The 16,914-nt window shown below is 62.4% G+C and carries 24 protein-coding genes and 1 pseudogene; 19 read left to right on the top strand and 6 right to left on the bottom strand.

Annotation, left to right across the window (positions count from 1 at the left end; all coding sequences use genetic code 11):
• On the top strand, positions 1 to 1,321 hold a 1,321-nt coding region (locus tag E5W87_RS17970; RefSeq protein ID WP_292400173.1), incomplete at its 5' end, for an SGNH/GDSL hydrolase family protein.
• A 33-nt stretch (positions 1,322 to 1,354) separates the two neighbouring features.
• The gene (locus E5W87_RS17965) at positions 1,355 to 1,942 is read left to right on the top strand and encodes a DapH/DapD/GlmU-related protein (protein ID WP_292400170.1); all 588 of its coding nucleotides are present in this window, start codon (positions 1,355 to 1,357) and stop codon (positions 1,940 to 1,942) included.
• A gap of 207 nt (positions 1,943 to 2,149) precedes the next feature.
• On the opposite strand, the gene E5W87_RS17960 is transcribed toward E5W87_RS17965, so the two are convergent.
• The 4 genes from E5W87_RS17960 to E5W87_RS17945 all read right to left on the bottom strand — a co-directional run bounded on the left by E5W87_RS17960 (position 2,150) and on the right by E5W87_RS17945 (position 4,347).
• Complete coding sequence (locus E5W87_RS17960) at positions 2,150 to 3,046, bottom strand: hypothetical protein (RefSeq protein ID WP_292400167.1); 897 nt, start codon at positions 3,044 to 3,046, stop codon at positions 2,150 to 2,152.
• Between the two features lie 173 nt (positions 3,047 to 3,219).
• Positions 3,220 to 3,390: a hypothetical protein gene (locus E5W87_RS17955; RefSeq protein WP_292400165.1), complete on the bottom strand. Its 171-nt coding sequence runs from the start codon at positions 3,388 to 3,390 to the stop codon at positions 3,220 to 3,222.
• Positions 3,391 to 3,538: 148 nt separating this feature from the next.
• Entirely contained in the window at positions 3,539 to 3,739 is a 201-nt protein-coding gene (locus tag E5W87_RS17950; RefSeq protein ID WP_292400162.1) for a hypothetical protein, read from the bottom strand.
• Between the two features lie 422 nt (positions 3,740 to 4,161).
• A complete protein-coding gene (locus E5W87_RS17945; RefSeq protein ID WP_292400160.1) occupies positions 4,162 to 4,347 on the bottom strand; it encodes a hypothetical protein in 186 nt (61 codons plus the stop codon).
• An 81-nt stretch (positions 4,348 to 4,428) separates the two neighbouring features.
• Here E5W87_RS17945 and E5W87_RS17940 point away from each other — a divergent pair, with 81 nt between their 5' ends.
• From E5W87_RS17940 to E5W87_RS17920, 5 genes are all read left to right on the top strand, one after another.
• Complete coding sequence (locus E5W87_RS17940; protein ID WP_292400157.1) at positions 4,429 to 5,238, top strand: N-acetylmuramidase family protein; 810 nt, start codon at positions 4,429 to 4,431, stop codon at positions 5,236 to 5,238.
• Position 5,239: 1 nt separating this feature from the next.
• Positions 5,240 to 5,431: a hypothetical protein gene (locus tag E5W87_RS17935; protein WP_292400154.1), complete on the top strand. Its 192-nt coding sequence runs from the start codon at positions 5,240 to 5,242 to the stop codon at positions 5,429 to 5,431.
• Between the two features lie 106 nt (positions 5,432 to 5,537).
• Complete coding sequence (locus E5W87_RS17930; protein ID WP_292400152.1) at positions 5,538 to 5,792, top strand: hypothetical protein; 255 nt, start codon at positions 5,538 to 5,540, stop codon at positions 5,790 to 5,792.
• 163 nt (positions 5,793 to 5,955) lie between these two features.
• A complete protein-coding gene (locus tag E5W87_RS17925; RefSeq protein WP_292400149.1) occupies positions 5,956 to 6,279 on the top strand; it encodes a hypothetical protein in 324 nt (107 codons plus the stop codon).
• A gap of 120 nt (positions 6,280 to 6,399) precedes the next feature.
• Positions 6,400 to 6,693 carry a hypothetical protein gene (locus E5W87_RS17920; RefSeq protein ID WP_292400146.1) on the top strand — a complete coding sequence of 98 codons (294 nt, stop codon included), beginning with the start codon at positions 6,400 to 6,402 and terminating at the stop codon, positions 6,691 to 6,693.
• Positions 6,694 to 6,749: 56 nt separating this feature from the next.
• Here the strand turns inward: E5W87_RS17920 and E5W87_RS17915 are convergent, their stop codons facing one another.
• Positions 6,750 to 6,896 (bottom strand): hypothetical protein, encoded by a 147-nt coding sequence (locus E5W87_RS17915; RefSeq protein ID WP_292400143.1) that lies wholly within the window; start codon positions 6,894 to 6,896, stop codon positions 6,750 to 6,752.
• Between the two features lie 269 nt (positions 6,897 to 7,165).
• On the opposite strand from E5W87_RS17915, the gene E5W87_RS17910 reads away from it, so the two are divergent.
• From E5W87_RS17910 to E5W87_RS17895, 4 genes are all read left to right on the top strand, one after another.
• Complete coding sequence (locus E5W87_RS17910; protein WP_292400141.1) at positions 7,166 to 7,498, top strand: hypothetical protein; 333 nt, start codon at positions 7,166 to 7,168, stop codon at positions 7,496 to 7,498.
• A gap of 324 nt (positions 7,499 to 7,822) precedes the next feature.
• Positions 7,823 to 8,128 carry a DUF1236 domain-containing protein gene (locus E5W87_RS17905; RefSeq protein WP_292400138.1) on the top strand — a complete coding sequence of 102 codons (306 nt, stop codon included), beginning with the start codon at positions 7,823 to 7,825 and terminating at the stop codon, positions 8,126 to 8,128.
• 100 nt (positions 8,129 to 8,228) lie between these two features.
• Positions 8,229 to 8,429, top strand: a complete 201-nt coding sequence (locus E5W87_RS17900) for a hypothetical protein (protein WP_292400135.1) — start codon at positions 8,229 to 8,231, stop codon at positions 8,427 to 8,429.
• Positions 8,430 to 8,509: 80 nt separating this feature from the next.
• Positions 8,510 to 8,755 (top strand): DUF2934 domain-containing protein, encoded by a 246-nt coding sequence (locus tag E5W87_RS17895; protein ID WP_292400132.1) that lies wholly within the window; start codon positions 8,510 to 8,512, stop codon positions 8,753 to 8,755.
• A 79-nt stretch (positions 8,756 to 8,834) separates the two neighbouring features.
• Here E5W87_RS17895 and E5W87_RS17890 read toward each other — a convergent pair whose 3' ends face one another.
• Positions 8,835 to 9,311, bottom strand: a complete 477-nt coding sequence (locus E5W87_RS17890) for a hypothetical protein (protein ID WP_292400129.1) — start codon at positions 9,309 to 9,311, stop codon at positions 8,835 to 8,837.
• A 110-nt stretch (positions 9,312 to 9,421) separates the two neighbouring features.
• Between E5W87_RS17890 and E5W87_RS17885 the strand changes: the two genes are divergently transcribed.
• From E5W87_RS17885 to E5W87_RS17850, 8 genes and pseudogenes are all read left to right on the top strand, one after another.
• Entirely contained in the window at positions 9,422 to 10,147 is a 726-nt protein-coding gene (locus E5W87_RS17885) for a GntR family transcriptional regulator (protein ID WP_292400126.1), read from the top strand.
• A gap of 2 nt (positions 10,148 to 10,149) precedes the next feature.
• Positions 10,150 to 11,184, top strand: coding sequence for an ADP-ribosylglycohydrolase family protein (locus E5W87_RS17880; RefSeq protein WP_292400124.1), 1,035 nt, complete (start codon positions 10,150 to 10,152; stop codon positions 11,182 to 11,184).
• Complete coding sequence (locus E5W87_RS17875; protein WP_292400122.1) at positions 11,181 to 12,155, top strand: PfkB family carbohydrate kinase; 975 nt, start codon at positions 11,181 to 11,183, stop codon at positions 12,153 to 12,155. The genes E5W87_RS17880 and E5W87_RS17875 overlap by 4 nt, the downstream gene beginning before the upstream one ends.
• Before the next feature lie 56 nt (positions 12,156 to 12,211).
• Entirely contained in the window at positions 12,212 to 13,273 is a 1,062-nt protein-coding gene (locus E5W87_RS17870) for an ABC transporter substrate-binding protein (RefSeq protein ID WP_292400121.1), read from the top strand.
• A gap of 28 nt (positions 13,274 to 13,301) precedes the next feature.
• Positions 13,302 to 14,171, top strand: coding sequence for an ABC transporter permease (locus E5W87_RS17865; RefSeq protein WP_292400118.1), 870 nt, complete (start codon positions 13,302 to 13,304; stop codon positions 14,169 to 14,171).
• On the top strand, positions 14,171 to 14,959 hold the full coding sequence (locus tag E5W87_RS17860) for an ABC transporter permease (protein WP_292400115.1): 789 nt from the start codon (positions 14,171 to 14,173) through the stop codon (positions 14,957 to 14,959). Before E5W87_RS17865 ends, E5W87_RS17860 begins: the two co-directional genes overlap by 1 nt.
• Positions 14,959 to 16,006: pseudogene (locus E5W87_RS17855) on the top strand (ABC transporter ATP-binding protein). Before E5W87_RS17860 ends, E5W87_RS17855 begins: the two are co-directional and overlap by 1 nt.
• A 79-nt stretch (positions 16,007 to 16,085) precedes the next feature.
• The coding region (locus tag E5W87_RS17850) for an aconitase X (RefSeq protein ID WP_292400112.1) at positions 16,086 to 16,914 on the top strand (829 nt) is incomplete at its 3' end.

Raw genomic sequence — 16,914 nt, 5'->3', positions numbered from 1 at the left:
GCCCAGCTCCGACCCGAACAACGCAGCCTTTGCCAAGACAGGATGCACAGCGCCTCTAGCGACAACCCCGGAAGCGCGCGTGCTACCGCCATTGCAGACGCTGGTCGACAGCCTCGACATTCTCGTCAACGGCCGCCTAGTTGCCGACAAGATCATCGAGCCAGTCGGATCGGGCAGCCCGTCTGTCTATCACGTCGTTTCCATAGTCAGCGGCGACACCTTTGTTTTCGATGTCGTGGCGAAGGCAGGCGAGCGAACCCGTTTAAATCTGTTCGGCCAGACCCCGGCGGCCTTCGACTGCACGTTCGATCTAGTGAATGGCACAGCGGTAGGCTTCGGCGCGGCATTTGGTGCCGTTTCCATAATACCGCTCGGAAACGGCTGGTATCGCTGTCGGGTTACTGGCACTGCGACAGGGGCAGGTGTCTCCACCAATTTTCAGCACCGCATCTATCCTGCGGCGGGCGGCCATTCCTATGTCGGCGATGGCATTTCCGGACTTTATCTCCAGCAGTCCTCAATAAGCAGAAACGGCGGACCGAACGTCCTAGCCTTTTCGACCGACTACGCCTCGGACTATTGGTCAAAGACGGCGGGCACTACGGTGTCGGTGAACAGTGGCCTTTACCTCGGCCTGCTGTCGGACCCGGCGGGAATTGCCGGCGATCCATACGACGACGGCTCCGCCGTGCTAGTCGGGAAGAAGTGGGCAGCCCTGGGCTCCAGCATCACCATCGGCGCCTACTATGCGCCTCTGCTCGCCGGACAAACGGGCATGATACTTACCAATCTTGGCGTCAGCGGCTCGGCGCTGGGACTGAGCACTACCGCATACCCGAGCTATGGAATGTCCAACAGGATCGTCGACATTCCGGTCGACACGGAGCTCGTCACCCTGGAGCCAGGTCCGAACGCCTTTGGTGCGCAGGAGACGCCTCTCGGTGTCTTTAGCGACACGACCTACGCCACCCACTATGGGTCGCTGTGGGCAGCATGCGTCGCCATTCGAGCGCAGGCACCAAACGCCAAGATCGTCATGATCGGAACCTACAGCGGCGGTCCCGGTCACGCGACCCACCGCGTCGGTCGCGTCAACGGTCAGGGCAACACGATGGACCACTTCTTCGAGGCCGAGCGCTATGTGGCACATGCTCTCGGCATTCCGTTCATTGATATTTCCCAGAGCGGCATGGGCTATCTCACGTCGACGCTCTACATGGCTGACGAACTGCACCCGAACTCCGCTGGCTCCCTGTGCCACGCCACCTACGCCGCCGAGTGCCTGCGTCAGATGGCGCGGCGGGGCCTCTTCGGTGCCTAGACTGAAACAGTGGTGTATGGCAGATGTTCGCGAATGCGCATCTTCTCCACCATCCTCGCTCTTCGCCGCCGCTTTTGGTCATGGGTCGCCACCGGCGCCGCACGGGAGAATGCCGTCATCGGGCCGCGCACGAAATTTGGCGCCGGGGCGGAAATCTACAACATCCACGGCGACCGGTCTCGGGTCTCAATCGGCGCGGACAGCCATTTGGACGGGCATTTGCAGGTCTTCGCCCACGAGGGTCGGATCAAGATCGATGATTGGTTCTATCTTGGCCCAGGCTCGACGGTTTGGTCGTCGGACCCCGTGGGGATCAAGATCGGCAAGCATGTGCACGTCTCATGGGGGGTGGCGATCCACGATACCAACTCGCATCCGATGGACCCGCAAAAGCGTTTTGCGCAGATGCAGGCCATCTTCCGCAAAGGCCATCCGCGCGTCGACCCAGGCATCCGCTCGGCACCCATCACGATTGGAGATGATGTCTGGATCGGCAACAGCGCCATGATCATGAAGGGGGTGACGATAGGCGACCGGGCGGTTATTTCAGCCGGATCGATCGTACGGTCGGACGTCCCGGCCGACGCTTTGGTCCGGCCTGAGCCGCGACTAGTGAAATGATGCCTTTGGCTACCGCTCGTCAATGCGCACTGCGCCATCGTAGAGCGCTACATGCATGTGCGGCATTTTGCTGCAAATCTCTTTGAAATGCTCGCGCATCTCTGCCTCATCCACGCTCGTTGCGTCGGTGGGGAATTTGCCGCTGCTGATCAATCGCGTGGATTGTGAAGCGAAGGGGTGGGCCGTTGGACAAAGTTCGCCTCTGTATCAAGGCGCATCGACAAAAGGCATGTGCTTGATGCGCTCCCACTGGTCCCTCGCCGTCGTGCCGGACCAGCGGTTGCGAAGGGTGCTTTCTCGATAGGCCTGGACGGGATCAAGTCCTGGCAATTTCGAAGCCTCAGGTAGGAAGAAGACATTTCCGCCGGCGGCCGAAACAGCGACAAGTTTGTAGCCGTGCGTTTTGCAGAGGTTCGTCAGCGCGGTGATCGAGGCGCCGTGATACCAGCCACTGTCATGCTTGGCCATGCGATCGAATGCTGGATCATAGGGGACCGTCACAGGGTTGAGGCCAAAACTGGCGTTGTATTCGGCGACGACGACCGTCGGACGCACCGGGAGCAGCGCCTTGAGGAACCAATAATCGTTTCCGTCGACATCAACAGACAGCACGCCGAGCGGGGAAAAGTGGGTCCCCAAGCTGTCGATATTATCCAATGTGATGAAGCTCTGCCTAGCCTCGATCCGCTTCGGTAGCAGGGCGTTGGCTAACCGAATTGTCTGTGGATCGCCGTCGACCAGAAGGCCATGAAAATCATTGAGCCCAATGCAATTATACTCTGTCGGATGGAAGCCGAATTCCAGGAACGTGCGAGGGCATTGACTTACGAGGCGCGACAGGATCTCGCTTTCGTCAGACTGCGGGGTTCCGCCAATCCGACCCTTGATGAGGTGGTAATAGTAACGGAGCGGACTGGCGCGAAGAAACGCGTGCAAGCGCGACTTAATTCTCATCAACTTACATCTTGCTCTGTCGCCAACGTTCACTGCCACCATTTGCGGCAAGCAGCAGCGCTTTGCAAGCGTGATCGTGAGGCATTCACGCTCTAATTCGTTTGGCTCGACAGGGTCTCTGGCAAGGAAGCTGCGCGGGCACTTCGCCATCGCAGTAGACCTGTACCGAGCGGCTCCGTCTTGTCGGTCGATAATTTCCGCTGCGTCTGCTGGCGCATCTGGCTGCCGGTTGAGTGGTGTATGGATTGAAAGACTTAGAACGTCCTTGCGCGTCCAAAAGGCACGCACAGCTCCAGGCGATACGCAGGCGAATGACGCTATGGCTAACGATGGCTGTCTTGCGGCTTGTTGTGATGCTGGCTGTTCGACCACCAGACAAAATACAGCGAACCCATCTTCATGACCGGCACGCGACGCTCGCGTTCGCGCACCCGCAATTCGCGATAGACTTTCATCTTCAGGGTGCCGCCCGGCAATCTGATACGCACTGCCATCGGTTAAACTCCCGCCGTGCAACGCAACGATGATGTGCAATGCAGCAATTAGAGAACTTCCCCTGGGGAAGAGTCAACAGCCGATAGGTGATTTTTTGACTATTTCCGGAAGGATTTGAGCGCAGGCGCCCGATGACGGTCCACGGCGTCAAGGCATTGCCTGGGGCCGGTCAGGATCGTCCGGGGCGCCCGGCTGGCCGTTTAAAGGACGCTGGCGGTTCGACCACCAGGTGAAATACAGCGAGCCCATCTTCAGAACCGGTATGCGGCGGGCGCGCTCGCGCTCGCGCAATTCCCGATACACCTTCATCTTCAAGGTGCCGCCCGGCAACTTGATACGAACCGCCATCAGCCCAACCCCATTGTGCAGCGCAGCAATTAGAGAGCTTCCGCAGCGCAAGAGTCAATGGCCGGTCATTGACTATTTCTGGGGCTATTTCTCGAACTGGTTCCAGAAGGGTCGCAGGCTAGAGATCATCGTTTTGGCGGGCGCCCGGACGGACGATCCGACATGCTGCTCGGCCACCAGACGATGAAGTAATTTCCGACCTGCCAGACCGGGACTTCGCGCTTCTGCTCGCGGCGGCGCAGCTCGTCCCTCGTCTTTATCTTCAAGGTCCCGCCCGGAAGCCTGATCCTTATTGTCATGTGCCCTCCCGCACCTGTGTCCCCACAAAGTACGAACGGTTCATGGGAGCAGTTTCATCCCGGCTAAGCAATTTCGGTTGAGGTGGCAAGACGGATCGAGCTGTTCTCAAATGGTCGACACCGTCACTTGAAGAAATCCGCCATGCCCCGGATGGCCAGGAACGCATAGAGGGTCGGCCCGGCGACCACCCCACAATAGAGGCAGAAGATCGCTGCCAGAGCTACAAGCAGCGGCTTGTCGCGGCCGACCGCGCATAGTTCGGCCTTCACCGTCCAGCGCGCCGCGGCCGTTCCGTCATCTTGCGACATGGGCCTGTCCTCCCCTTTTGGGCTCATTTCACACAATCGCTTGCAAACATCAACCTGCCCGCGAGGGCGGAAAGGAAACCCATGGACACCACGTTCAAGGGCGCCGCCAGGCGCCTCACCGATCTCGATCTGCCGAGGCTTGGCGCCAGGATCGGCGTCGGCGAGGATGAGATCCACGCCTGTCTCGATGTCGAGACCAGCGGGCATGGCTTCGACGCCCAGGGCCGGCCGATCATCCTGTTCGAGCCGCATGTCTTTTTCCGCAACCTATCGGGGACGGCGCGGGCGCAAGCTGTCGCGGCTGGCCTTGCCTATGTCAGGTGGGGCGAAAAGCCTTATCCCCGGGACAGCTATCCGCGCCTGAAAGCCGCCTGCGCGATCGACGAGACGGCAGCGCTCAGATCGGCGTCATGGGGTCTCGGCCAGGTTCTCGGCGAGAATTTCAAGGCGGCCGGCTTCCTCACTGTGCAGGCCATGGTCGAAGCCATGATGGAAGACGAGGCGCTGCAGCTCGCGGCGGCGGTCAATTTCATCGCCGCGAGCCGGCTCGATGACAAATTGCGCAAGCATGATTGGGCCGGCTTTGCCAAGGGCTACAACGGCGCGTCATACAGGAAGAACGCCTACGACGCCAAGCTGGCCAATGCGTTCGCCAAGTGGTCGCGCATCAAGGAGACGCCTTGGCCGCAGGCAGCCCCGCCGACACCTCCACAGCCCATGCCGGCCATCCCGGCTCCGCAGCCGCCGAAGTCCGTCACTCCGCCCGCGTCGGCTCCTGTGCCCATGCCAGCGGCGAAGCCAAGCCCCGCCTCCGAATACGTCGAACGCAACTGGCTGTGGCGGCTGATCCTGGCGAGTGTCGGCGCAATCTTCTCCTGGAAAGGCAAATGACATGCTGATCAATCAACCAACGCTTGCGCCAAGCCGGAAACTGTCCGCCGCCATGATCTCGGCCTCGCTCGCCGGGGTCATCAAGGCGGTCGTGACCAATACATGGCCGCAATTCGCCGATCCCATGATCTGGGAGCCGCTTCCCATCATCGTCGGCTTCGCCGTCGGCTATTTCGTGAGGGAACGCCGATGATGACCGCCTTCTGGATACTCACAGCGATCGCCGGATGGCTTGGCTTCGGCATGGCCGGCCTGATCCTCTACATCGCTTTCTGCATGGCGACGGGGAGGCGAATCCTGTGACCACGATCCTTATCATTCTCGGCGCCATCATCGGCAACAAGACCATCATGGCGATCTTCGCCGCGCTGGTCGGCGGGCTCGGGCTGTACGTCGCCGGCGGCATCAACCGGGCAAAGAAGGAAGCGGCGACGCGCGATGCCGAACGTCTTGCGGCCCGTACTGAAGCCGACAAGATCGACCAAGCTGTTGCCGGCATGTCTGACGCCGAAATTCTGAAAGGACAGTCCAGATGGTCACGCCCAAAATCCTAGCGGTCGCGACCTTCGTGGCGCTGGTGGCCTGCCAGCATTCCGGCAGGAGCTTCTGCGATGTCTCGAAACCGAACCGTGATCCTGTCGAGGACATGACACCGGCAGAAGCCCGAACGGCACTAACTCACAATCTCAAAGGCGCAAATCTTTGCGGGTGGAAACCATGAACGAATGGTTCGATCTCCTCGGCATCAAAGGGCCGGTGGTCGCTGCAGGCTTGGCAGGCGGCGTTCTAAGGGCGCTGTCGCGCCACCGCTACAAGGTCCGCGAGATGGTGGCGTCGCCGATCTGCGGCGCACTGGCGGCGGCCTACCTGACATTGCCAGTGGTGCACTACTTCCGCGCCACCGGCCTGCCTGTTCCATCGTCGGACGACGACACCACGACGCTGGCCGCGGCGTTCCTCATCGGCGTCTCGGCGATGTGGATCTCGGATATCGTCTTCGAGGTGGTGGTGAGGCGGTTCAAGCCGGAGAAAGAGGAGTGAGATCGCGCCTGTTTTATTGCGCCGCGGTAGCAGTCTCCCGCGGGAGATGCCGCTCCCGTTGAAGGTTGCGGAACCACGGGCGAAGATGGGCGTTAGGCACGACCCTTGTGAGGATGTAACATGCCAGCTCACCCAATCGTCTCGACAGCCGTAGCGATGCTGCTCGCCGCCACAAGCATGGCTTACGCCCGGCCGGATGCGCGCACCATGACATGCGAACAGACGCAGCTTCTGATCCAGAGCCGGCACGCGATCGTTCTGACCACCGGGCGCAACACCTATGATCGATATGTCCGTCAATTCGGCAATGAATGCGACTGGCCCGAAGTACCTGTCACCTCCTATGTCCGGACGCGTGACGGTCAATGTCGGGTCCATCGATGCGAGGAACCGGTCTTCGATTTCCCGGACTGAGAAGCAGCCTGCGCTTGATCCAAGGTTTTTCGCGTGAAGCCGCGGGGCCGGATGCCCTAGAAGCCGAAGAATTGCCGGCCGACCAGATATCCAAGCGCGGCGACCGCCAGGGGAAACAAGGCCGGCGCCAGCCGGCTGAGAACGGAGCTCCTTGCCGGTTCCTTTGGGGCGTTCCTGACGGCGTTTCCGAGGTTCTTGGTCATGATCCTGCTATAGTAGCAATCGCTGATTAACGATTCACCAACATGCTGCGCCCGCCCCAGAAACGGGGCGGCTTTTTTTGCGTCTTCAACGGATGTCATCCCGCATTGCCGCTCAAAACTATCGTGTCGGTCGAATAGCAACGAAGCTCATGAATTTGCGAGTGTTTCCTTGAAGTCAGCATGGAGCCGGGCGCGTTGCCGCATGCGGGAACCAAACGCCGCCCACTGCTTTGGCAAGGAGATGATCTTTTGCAGGAAAGGAGTTCGACATGAAACCTTTCGCATTCTTGCCAAGCACGTTGATGCTGGGCGCACTGGTGTTGGCGGGGCCGGTTGCCGCCCAGACGGATAACCAGACGCCCGACCAGGCGCCTGCCCAGTCCGGCCCTTGCCAGGCTGAACCGCAGAACGGCCAGCAGCAGAAGCCGCCGCCCGTCAACAACGGCGACAACAACAGCCTGACTGAGATGCTTGATCCCTGCAACGGCGTGCTGCAGCCGCCGCCGACGGGCGATCAGGGCATGGCCGCACCGCCGCCGGACGAAGGCAGGACGCCGGTGATCAAGCCCGGCGAGGTGCCGGCGCAGCCGCCGAAACAATAGGCCGCACTTGCCGTCTCGCGGCGGTTCGCAGGCTTTTTCGCTTTCGACCCGGAACATTAGTTCTTGCTAATTGTTCTTGTCGAAGCAGTCGATATCACCCCCCTCCGGTATCGCTGCTGATCGGGAGATCCGATCGGCCCGCGTGCCTGCGGACAGGAACGCGGGCCACTGCGATTTCTCGCAGCAACGCACCAAGGCGGCGCCTATGCGGCGATCGATTAGCCGCCGCTCACGGAACAAGAAGGTTGCGTGGGCGTTTTGCAATCTGGGCTTGCCGTTCCCGACTGTGGAAGGCGAAGCCCGCAAACCAGACAGGAGAAGACGATGAAAATCCACCTTGTTCCTGCCGCTGCCGGGCTGGTTCTGCTCGCCGGTGTCGGCGTGGCCACCGCAGACCAGGTGATTGTCACGCCCGAGCAGCAGACAGTCGTCCGCGAATATGTGCATAGGCACCCGCTGGCGTCGATCAGCCTTCTGGGAGTGGAGCTCAATGTCGGTTCCACCTTGCCCGACACGGTTGAGCTTCAGCCGATCGACGTTCCCGACGTCGAATACAGATATGTGGTGGTCGACAATCACACCGTTCTGGTCGACCCCGGCACCCGCAGGATCGTGCAGGTCATCGACTGACCTTCACCCGCCGCTCTCTCGGGAAGACGCAAGAGGGAGCGGCGGCTCGCCGGCAGGCAGCCGGCTGTTGATCGTCTTGTCGCGGGAAGGAGCCATTTCCATGTTGCCGCATGTCGAGTCACGCAATGTGGCCGCATCTGTCGACAAATTGCTTGCTGAACGGGGCAGTGCCCTGTTGTCGATGAAGGAGTTGATTGCAGCGGTGCGTGAGCAAACTGGAACGGAGCGCTCGGACGCAGATCTGGCGGGGCTGATCACCAAGAAGGCAGCACTCCTCGGTGTCGCGGTTCTGTCCGATTAGGGCTGAAGCCGCTCAAGACGCCGATCGAAATTTCAGCTAAAGCAGTTGTCGCTCACGGATTCGAGCCGATGGAGGCAACAGTGACGGACGACAAGCAAGAACGCATTCGTCAGCGGGCCCACGCGATCTGGGAACAAGCCGGCCGGCCCGACGGCGCGCATCAGCAGCACTGGGACCAGGCCACAGCCGAGATCGACGGTGAGGACGGCAAGCCGAAAGCGAAGGCGGTTCGGCCGAAGGGGCCGGCGGCAGCCAAAGCCAAGGATAGCAAGCCCAAGGACACTAAGCCAAAGCCTGCCCGGCCGCGCAAGGCTTCAGCGAGCTAGGACATATAGCGCTTCGGCCGCGGGACGAAGCTCTGTCCGTGCCGCGGCCGAAAGCGTGAATTCCCGAAATCGATATCGGTTACTTGCCGCAGTGGTTGTCGTTGACGGTCGGTGACACCGTTCCGGGAGCCTTGTTCGTTGCATCAGGCATCGCGCCCTGCGGGCCTATAGGGCAGTTCTGATCGGCATTGGAATTCAGGCCGTCAGGACCCATGATGCTACCGGTAGTCCCGTAATCGACATTCGGATTGGCTAGGTTCGGATCGATCGGGGCCGGGTCGGTGACGACGCTTCTGTCACTGCCGGTACCCATGTCAGCGTCTGGGCCGCTGGCATTCTGGGCCATCGCGGAAGTGGCCAGACCGGCGGCGAGTAGGGACGCTGCGAGAATTTTCGTAAGCATAGTTGTCTCCATTTGTCTCCATTTGTCTCCATTTTTTCGGTTGTTGCCGCATTTGCGACTATAGAAAAAACCGCTCGGGGGTGGGGAAGGTTCCCATAAAATTCCGGCCTGCGACGAACCGTTCGTGATCAGCAGGGCAATCTTGCCCGGCATGGGGGGGGATGCCGGGAACTCAAACAAGCATGCTGGGCTATGAGCCGTTGACATGACTATTACGCCACGATATTGAACAGGACTATACAGGTTCACTGAACAGGTATTCCATGGCGCGTCGCACGGCTCAGTCATCTCCCGGCACGGGCAAGCCCGAACGGATCGCCACCGTCCTCGAGCGCGAGATCCGCTCCGGCGTGCTCGGTTTCGGCGACCGCCTGCAGAGCGAGAACGAGCTCGTCCAGCGCTTCTCCGTCAGCCGCAACACCATTCGCAAGGGTCTCGAGGAATTGTCGAGCCGCGGACTGATCACCACCAAGGTCGGCATCGGCTCGTTCGTCACCTTCGACGGCATGCCGGTCGACGACGCCGTCGGCTGGTCGCGCGCGCTGGCCAATGCCGGCGCCAATGCCGAGACGCGCACGCTCAGGCTCGAAGTCATACAGGATGCCGAGCTCGCGGCCAGACTGGGCGTCGAAAGCCCGTTCTTCGTCGCCGTCGACCGCGTCCGCACCAACGCCGACGACGGCCACGCCATCTCGATCGAACGCAGCCGCCTGCCGCTGTCGCCCGAGCTGGAGGACGTGCCGTTGCGCGGCCTGCGGGAGGGCTCGCTACACCAGACGCTGCGTGGGGCGGGACTTATCTCCGACCATGGCGAGGAATGGGTCGATATCGAGATGCTGAGTGCCGAGGACGCGGCCATTCTCGACTGCGCGCCCGGCGCGCCGTTCCTGCGCACGCGGCGGTTGACGCGCGCTGCCGATGGCCGCGCCATCGAATTCGTCACCAGCCTGCTCAATCCGGCGCATTTCGCCCTTCACCTGGAGTTCTGAGCATGGACACGGCCGAGGTGGTCGATCGCGCGATGGGTGCACTTATCGGCGGCGCGCTGGGCGACGCGCTCGGCATGCCGACGCAGCTGCTGTCGCCGGCCCGCATCGTCGAGTTCTACGGTCATATCGAGGATTTCGTTGCACCCGTCGCCGACCATCCGGTGTCGAAAGGCTTGGCCGCCGGCACTGTTACCGACGACACCGAACAGGCGCTGCTGCTCGGCCGTATTCTGGTTGTTTCAGGCGGTAGCTTCGATCACACGCGCTGGGTCAACGCACTGCTCGACTGGGAGCGCGACGTGAAGGCGCGCGGCAGCTACGACCTGCTCGGCCCGTCGACCAAGCGCGCCATCGATGCCATCAATGGCGGCGTACCGGCTGAGGAGGCCGGAAGTGGCGGTGACACCAATGGTGCGGCCATGCGCATCGCGCCGGTCGGCATCATGATGCCGCTGGAACCGCTCGATGCGCTGGTCGCCAAAGTCGCGGAAACCTGCCGCGCCACGCACAACACTTCGATCGCGATTGCCTCGGCCGCAGCCGTCGCTGCTGCCGTCAGTTGCGGTGTTGCCGGCGGCGACTGGCGTGCCGCTTCGGATCGCGCGGTTGTGGCGGCAAGGCGAGGGGCAGCACTCGGACACTGGGTCACCGGCGGTGATATTGCCGCTCGCATCGACTGGGCGAGGGGCCTCGTCCGCGGCAAGGCTGTCACTGACGGAATCCGTCTCATCGTCGACCTGGTCGGCACCGGTGTTGCCAGCCAGGAATCGGTTCCGGCGGCCTTCGCGGTGCTGGAAATCGCAAGCGGCGACCCCTGGCAGGCGGCCGTCATCAGCGCCAATCTCGGTGGCGACACCGACACGATCGGGGCCGTTGCCGCCGGCATGGCAGGCGCTTGCGCCGGCCTTTCCCGATTGCCACAGGAACACATCGCCCGGCTCAAAGGCATCGACATTGCGAATATGCGCGCGCTCGCCGCCGACTTGATCGCCATGCGGATGGCGAAAAGCAGTTCGGGCAAGGATGCGGCGGCATGAGCGGGCGTCTTGTCCATGTCGGCAGCGCGGTGGTCGACTATGTCTACCGCATCGACGCCTTGCCGGCGCCCGGCACCGAAAAGACAGCATTGAGCTATGCCCAGGTCGCCGGCGGCGGCTTCAACATGATGGTCGCAGCCAGCCGCACCGGCATGAAGGTCGTCTTCGGCGGCCAACTCGGCAGTGGACCGAATGGCGACTTCCTGCGCGCCGCTTTTGCCGCCGAAGGCATTGCAACGCTGACGCCGTCTTCACCGGTGATGGACAGCGGCAATTGCGTCGCCATGATCAGCGGCGACGCCGAGCGCACTTTCGTGTCGTGGCCTGGCGCCGAGAGTATGCTCAGCCTCGACATGATGACGCCGGTCCGGGTTGCGCCGGGGGACTGGGTGTTCGCCTCCGGCTACACGCTGAGCTATCCCGGCAGCCGCGGTGCGCTGGCCGACTGGATCGAGGCGCTGCCGGCGGAAATTCCCTTCGTCTTCGATCCGACGCCGGTCATCTCAGATATTCCGCGCTCCATTCTCGACCGGGTGCTTGCCCGCACGACATGGCTGAGCTGCAACACCGCCGAAGCGGCCGAGATCGCCGGCCCAGGCGATGTCGAGGTGATCGCCGCCCGGCTGCTGACCAGCCACTGCCCCAAGGCGGCAGGCATAGTCATCCGCGCCGGGGCAAAAGGCTGCTTCGTGCGGCTGGCCGACGGCACAGCGCAGGTCATATCCGGTTTCAAGGTCACCGCCGTCGACACCAACGGCGCCGGTGATACCCATATTGGCGCCTTCGTCAGCGCGCTGTCGCGCGGCTTGCCGCCCTTCGAAGCGGCAAATTATGCCAATGGGGCGGCGGCGCTCTCGGTCACCCGCCATGGCGGGTCGTCCGCGCCCACGGATCAGGAGATCCAGACATTCCTCAGCCATGGCGATCGATCGACGACCGTGCAGTGGCGGAAGCAAGAGGCCCATTTCTGACAGCCTAAATGACGTAACAAGCCCCGCCAACCGGGCAAACAATGAGAGGAACGAACATGCGCATGCCCAAACTGACTGCTTTCCTGACGGCGACTGCCGTCGTCACCTCCGCGCTCACGCTGGCCGCCACTGCCGCCGAAGTGCATGTGCTCAACTGGAAGGGCTACGGGGCCGACGAGCCCTGGGCCATCGCGGCCTTCGAGAAGGCGACCGGCAACAAGGTCGTCAACGACTTCTTCAATTCCGAACAGGAAATGCTGACCAAGCTCAGGACCAATCCCGGCCTCTACGACGTCGTCATGATCAACGCCGCCTTCAACGACCAGGCGATGGCGGAAAAACTGATCCAGCCGATCGATGTCTCGAAGATTCCCAACTATGCCGACATCAGCCCGGACAAGGCAGGCTCGCCGATGCTCGCCCGCGACGGCAAGGTCTATGGCGTGCCATGGGTGTGGGGCTTGACCGCGCTCGCCATCAACGAGAAGGCCTTCGAGACGCCGCCGACCAGCATCACCGAAATGTGGAACGAAGCCCATAAGGGTCGCGTGGTCATCCGCGACGATGCTGTCGAAGCGGTCCAGTTCGGCGCCATCGCCACCGGCCAGAACATCAACGACATCAAGCATATGGAAGCGGTCAAGGCGAAGCTGACCTCGCTGATGCCGCAGATCAAGACGTTCTGGAGCTCGGAGAACGACTGGAACCAGATGGTCGCCTCCAACCAGATCGACATCGGCACCTATTGGAGCGGCTCGGCCGACCGCGCCAAGACACATTTCAAGCTGCCGGTCGCGCTGGTCATCCCGCAGGAAGGGGCCGTCGCCTGGCTCGACGCCTTTTCCATTCCAGTCGGCGCCAAGAATGTCGCCGGCGCCGAGGCCTTCATCAACTACATGATCGATCCGTCCTTCTATGTCGAATGGGTCACCAAGGTCGGCGCGCCGGTGTCGGCCAACACCAAGGCGGTCGCAGCCCTTCCCGAAGATGCCTTCAACCGCAAGGTGATGGGCGATCCTGATGTGGCCAAGCGCATCCAGTTCCAGGCGCCGATCACCGATGCCCAGCGCGAGGCCTATCTGGCGCTGTGGCAGGAGCTCAAGGTCAACGTGAAGTAACGGCGGCCTTTTCGGGGAGGAGTAGCATATGGCTGGACAGGTCGCGACCGGTTCAAGGAGCGGATTGCGATCGGCTTTGCCCCTACTCCTGCCTGCCTATCTCTGGCTGACGGTGGCGATCTTCCTGCCGCTGTCGGCCATGGTCTTCTTCTCCTTCATGACCGAGCTGCCACTGGCAGGGAAGGCGTGGGCGTTCACGCTCGCCAACTACACGACCTTTTTCTCGCAAGGGCTTTACTGGACGCTGCTGCTGGCGTCGCTCAGGCTCGGGCTCGAGGTAACGCTGTGGTGCGTCGTTATCGGCTATCCCGCGGCTTACGTGTTGGCCAAGGTGCTGAAGGGGCGCAGCCGCGAGGCTATCTTCCTGCTCGTCATCCTGCCGTTCTGGTCGAACGGGCTGGTGCGCATCTTCTCCTGGGCGATGGTGCTGCGCGAAGGCGGCATTCTCGACACCGCGCTCAACGCCGTGCTGCCGTTCAAGATCAACATCGACCTGATGTATTCCTATCCGGCCGTCATCATTGGCCTGGTGCACTCCTACGTGCCCTACATGGTGCTGACCTGTTATCTCACACTGCAGGCGATCGACGATTCGCTGATCGAGGCGGGGCGCTCGCTGGGCGCTTCGCGGCTGCAGATGCTGAGACGGGTGATCATTCCGCTGTCCATGCCGGGGCTGGTCGCCGGGGCGGCGCTGATCTTCGTGCCCGTCGTCGGCTCGTTCATGGAACCGCGCATCCTCGGCGGGCGCACCGGCACCTTCTACGGCACGGTCATAGAGGACCAGTTCGTCGCCGTCTTCAACTGGCCGCTGGGTGCAGCACTCTCCTTCATTCTGCTGGCCGTCGTGCTGGTCATCCTGGCATTGGCGTCGCCGGTGCTAAAGAGGGCTGCGTGATGGCGACGACCCGTATCCTGGAATGGCTCGGCCGGCTCTACATCTGGCTGCTGCTCGCCTTCCTCTACCTCCCCATCATCATCATGGCGCTGATGTCGTTCAACGTCTCGCCCTTCTATCAACTGCCGTTCGAATGGACGACCGAGTGGTATGCTTCGCTGTGGCAGAACGACCAGCTGATCTCGGCCACCTGGAACAGCCTCGAAATCGCGATCATCACCACCATCATCTGCGTCGTCCTCGGCGCTGCGGCGTCGCTGGCGCTTTTCCGCTACGAATTTCGCGGCAAGAAATTCCTGCAGGCGCTGCTATTTCCGCCGATCGCCATTCCGTGGCTGATCACCGGCACGGCGATGCTGATCTTCTTCTTCGGCGTCGGCATCGGGCGTGGGCTGTTTGCAATCTTGCTCGGCCATGTGGCGCTGGCGCTGCCCTATGTAATCGTCGTCGTCTCCGCCCGGCTGCAGACCTTTGTGCCGGAACTTGAAGAGGCGGCGCGGTCGCTCGGCGCCAATCAGTGGCAGGTAACTTCGCGCGTGACGCTGCCGTGGATCATGCCGGGCGTCATCGCCGGCGGGCTGTTCGCCTTCGCCGTGTCGTTCGACCAGTTCGTGGTGTCCTACTTCCTTTCGACGCCGGGCCAGACGACGCTGCCGGTCGAAATCTACGCCGCGATCCGCAAGGGATTTACGCCTGAGATCAACGCGGTCTCGACGATCATCATCGTCGTCTCGATGGCGCTGATGCTGCTCACGGCACGGTTCTTCAAATTCGGCGGAGAGAAATAATGGCCGGCGTGCAGGTATCGAATTTGTCGCGCAGTTTCGGCGCGCACAAGGCGCTGGACGACGTCTCCATCGACTTCGCCGACGGCGGCTTCTATGCGCTGCTCGGGCCGTCGGGCAGCGGCAAGACCACGCTCTTGCGCCAGATCGCCGGCTTCGATTTCCCTGATACCGGCCGCATCGCCATCGGCGGCGAGAGCGTCGAGCGGGTGCCGGTGGAGAAGCGGCGCATCGGCATGGTGTTCCAGAACTATGCGCTGTTTCCCAATATGAGCGTTGCCGACAATGTCGCCTTCGGCCTCTCGGTGCGTGGCGAGGCCAAGGCAATTGTCGCCAGCGAGGTGCAGCGCGCGCTCGACCTAGTGCAGCTCGGCAAGCTCGGTGGCCGCCGGCCGCATCAGCTATCCGGCGGCCAGCGCCAGCGGGTCGCGCTGGCCGCGTGTGCTCCTGCTCGACGAGCCGCTCGGCGCGCTCGACAAAGCGCTGCGGGTCGACATGCAGATCGAACTGAAGCGTATCCAGCGCGAGATCGGCATCACCACCATCTTCGTCACCCACGACCAGGAAGAGGCGCTGACGATGAGCGACCGCATCGGTATCCTGCGCGATGGCCGGCTGGTGCAGGAGGGGCCGCCAGAGGAGATCTACGACAGCCCGAAGAGCGAGTTCGCCGCCACCTTCCTTGGCGACGCCAATATATTGCGCGGCGCGACAACCGGCGCCGGCATCCGCTTGCCTGACGGAACGGCGATCGCTGCCGGCGCGGGCGCGACGCTTGCCGCCGGCGCCAAGGCCAGCTGCGCGGTACGGCCGGAACGCATCCGCATCGCCATCGATACCGGAAGCGCGGACCAGGCCAATGGCAATGTGCTCCGTGGCCAAGTCTCCAAGCGTATCTTCGCCGGCAACAACAGCACCTATTTCGTCGAACGCGACGGCCAGACGCTCAAGGTCATCGTGCAGAACACCGGCGCTGCAAGGCTGGCGGAAGGTCAGGACGTTGTGCTGCGTTGGTCGCCGGAAAGTACGGTGCTGATCGCCACGAGCTAGATCAGGCCGCCGGACTTGCCAGGCGGACCGCAATCGAGGAGAGCATGATCGGGTATAGTGCGGGAAAGCGGAGCACCCGATGACGCTTGAACTCAGTGCGGATGACCGGTCGATGCTGCAGGGCGAGCAGGGCCCGGCCGTGGCCGCCGCGATGAAGATCCTGGTCGCCTTTTCCAACGCAGTCGGCGCGCGCAAGCTGTTGGACATTGCCGGTGCCCATATCGATGGCTGCCTCTATCACGGCCCAGCCAGCCTCGATTTCGTCGAGAGGCTGGTCGAAGGCGGTGGTCGCGTGCTTGTGCCGACGACGCTGAATGTCGGCTCGTTCGACCTCATCCATCCCGGACTGGTGAAGATGCCGCCGTCACAGGAGGCGCCGGCACGCCGTCTGATGAAGGCGCATCTGGAACTCGGTTGCCAGGCGACCTTCAGCTGCGCGCCCTATCAGACGCGGTTCCGGCCGGGCTTTGGCGAGCAGATCGCCTGGGGCGAGTCCAACGCCATCGTCTTTGCCAATTCGGTGATTGGAGCGCGCACCAACCGCTATGGCGATTTCATCGATTTGTGCTGCGCGATGACTGGGCGCGCGCCGGCTTGGGGCCTGCATCTGAGCGAAAACCGGCGCGGCCAAATCCTGTTCGATATGACCGGTTCTTTCGAGCCTACCGATGCCCTGTTCGTCGGCGTCGGGCTGATCATCGGGCAAAAGAGCGGCGACCGCGTCCCGGTCATATCGGGTCTGCCGCAGCCGCGCGACGAGGATCAGTTGAAGGCGCTAGGTGCGGCGGCGGCAACGACGGGCGCCGTGGCGCTGTTCCATGCGGTCGGCATCACGCCGGAAGCAAAGACGCTCGACGAGGCGTTTCGCGGCATGGCGCCGGAGGAGACGATCCGCATCACCCGCGCCG

Origin of the sequence: Mesorhizobium sp., from assembly GCF_004962925.1 — a bacterium.
Lineage (GTDB): Bacteria > Pseudomonadota > Alphaproteobacteria > Rhizobiales > Rhizobiaceae > Mesorhizobium.
This window is presented reverse-complemented; position numbering and strand designations above follow the sequence as displayed.

Excerpts from the sequence above, each read along its gene's own strand:
- E5W87_RS17865 (WP_292400118.1), top strand. The coding sequence starts at position 13,302 with ATGGCTGGACAGGTCGCGACCGGTTCAAGGAGCGGATTGCGATCGGCT.
- E5W87_RS17915 (WP_292400143.1), bottom strand. The coding sequence starts at position 6,896 with ATGACCAAGAACCTCGGAAACGCCGTCAGGAACGCCCCAAAGGAACCG.
- E5W87_RS17905 (WP_292400138.1), top strand. The coding sequence starts at position 7,823 with ATGAAAATCCACCTTGTTCCTGCCGCTGCCGGGCTGGTTCTGCTCGCC.
- E5W87_RS17880 (WP_292400124.1), top strand. The coding sequence starts at position 10,150 with ATGGACACGGCCGAGGTGGTCGATCGCGCGATGGGTGCACTTATCGGC.
- E5W87_RS17920 (WP_292400146.1), top strand. The coding sequence starts at position 6,400 with ATGCCAGCTCACCCAATCGTCTCGACAGCCGTAGCGATGCTGCTCGCC.
- E5W87_RS17900 (WP_292400135.1), top strand. The coding sequence starts at position 8,229 with ATGTTGCCGCATGTCGAGTCACGCAATGTGGCCGCATCTGTCGACAAA.
- E5W87_RS17965 (WP_292400170.1), top strand. The coding sequence starts at position 1,355 with ATGCGCATCTTCTCCACCATCCTCGCTCTTCGCCGCCGCTTTTGGTCA.
- E5W87_RS17875 (WP_292400122.1), top strand. The coding sequence starts at position 11,181 with ATGAGCGGGCGTCTTGTCCATGTCGGCAGCGCGGTGGTCGACTATGTC.
- E5W87_RS17870 (WP_292400121.1), top strand. The coding sequence starts at position 12,212 with ATGCGCATGCCCAAACTGACTGCTTTCCTGACGGCGACTGCCGTCGTC.
- E5W87_RS17910 (WP_292400141.1), top strand. The coding sequence starts at position 7,166 with ATGAAACCTTTCGCATTCTTGCCAAGCACGTTGATGCTGGGCGCACTG.
- E5W87_RS17940 (WP_292400157.1), top strand. The coding sequence starts at position 4,429 with ATGGACACCACGTTCAAGGGCGCCGCCAGGCGCCTCACCGATCTCGAT.
- E5W87_RS17860 (WP_292400115.1), top strand. The coding sequence starts at position 14,171 with ATGGCGACGACCCGTATCCTGGAATGGCTCGGCCGGCTCTACATCTGG.
- E5W87_RS17945 (WP_292400160.1), bottom strand. The coding sequence starts at position 4,347 with ATGTCGCAAGATGACGGAACGGCCGCGGCGCGCTGGACGGTGAAGGCC.
- E5W87_RS17925 (WP_292400149.1), top strand. The coding sequence starts at position 5,956 with ATGAACGAATGGTTCGATCTCCTCGGCATCAAAGGGCCGGTGGTCGCT.
- E5W87_RS17890 (WP_292400129.1), bottom strand. The coding sequence starts at position 9,311 with ATGCCGGGCAAGATTGCCCTGCTGATCACGAACGGTTCGTCGCAGGCC.
- E5W87_RS17935 (WP_292400154.1), top strand. The coding sequence starts at position 5,240 with ATGCTGATCAATCAACCAACGCTTGCGCCAAGCCGGAAACTGTCCGCC.
- E5W87_RS17950 (WP_292400162.1), bottom strand. The coding sequence starts at position 3,739 with ATGGCGGTTCGTATCAAGTTGCCGGGCGGCACCTTGAAGATGAAGGTG.
- E5W87_RS17955 (WP_292400165.1), bottom strand. The coding sequence starts at position 3,390 with ATGGCAGTGCGTATCAGATTGCCGGGCGGCACCCTGAAGATGAAAGTC.
- E5W87_RS17885 (WP_292400126.1), top strand. The coding sequence starts at position 9,422 with ATGGCGCGTCGCACGGCTCAGTCATCTCCCGGCACGGGCAAGCCCGAA.
- E5W87_RS17960 (WP_292400167.1), bottom strand. The coding sequence starts at position 3,046 with ATGGCGAAGTGCCCGCGCAGCTTCCTTGCCAGAGACCCTGTCGAGCCA.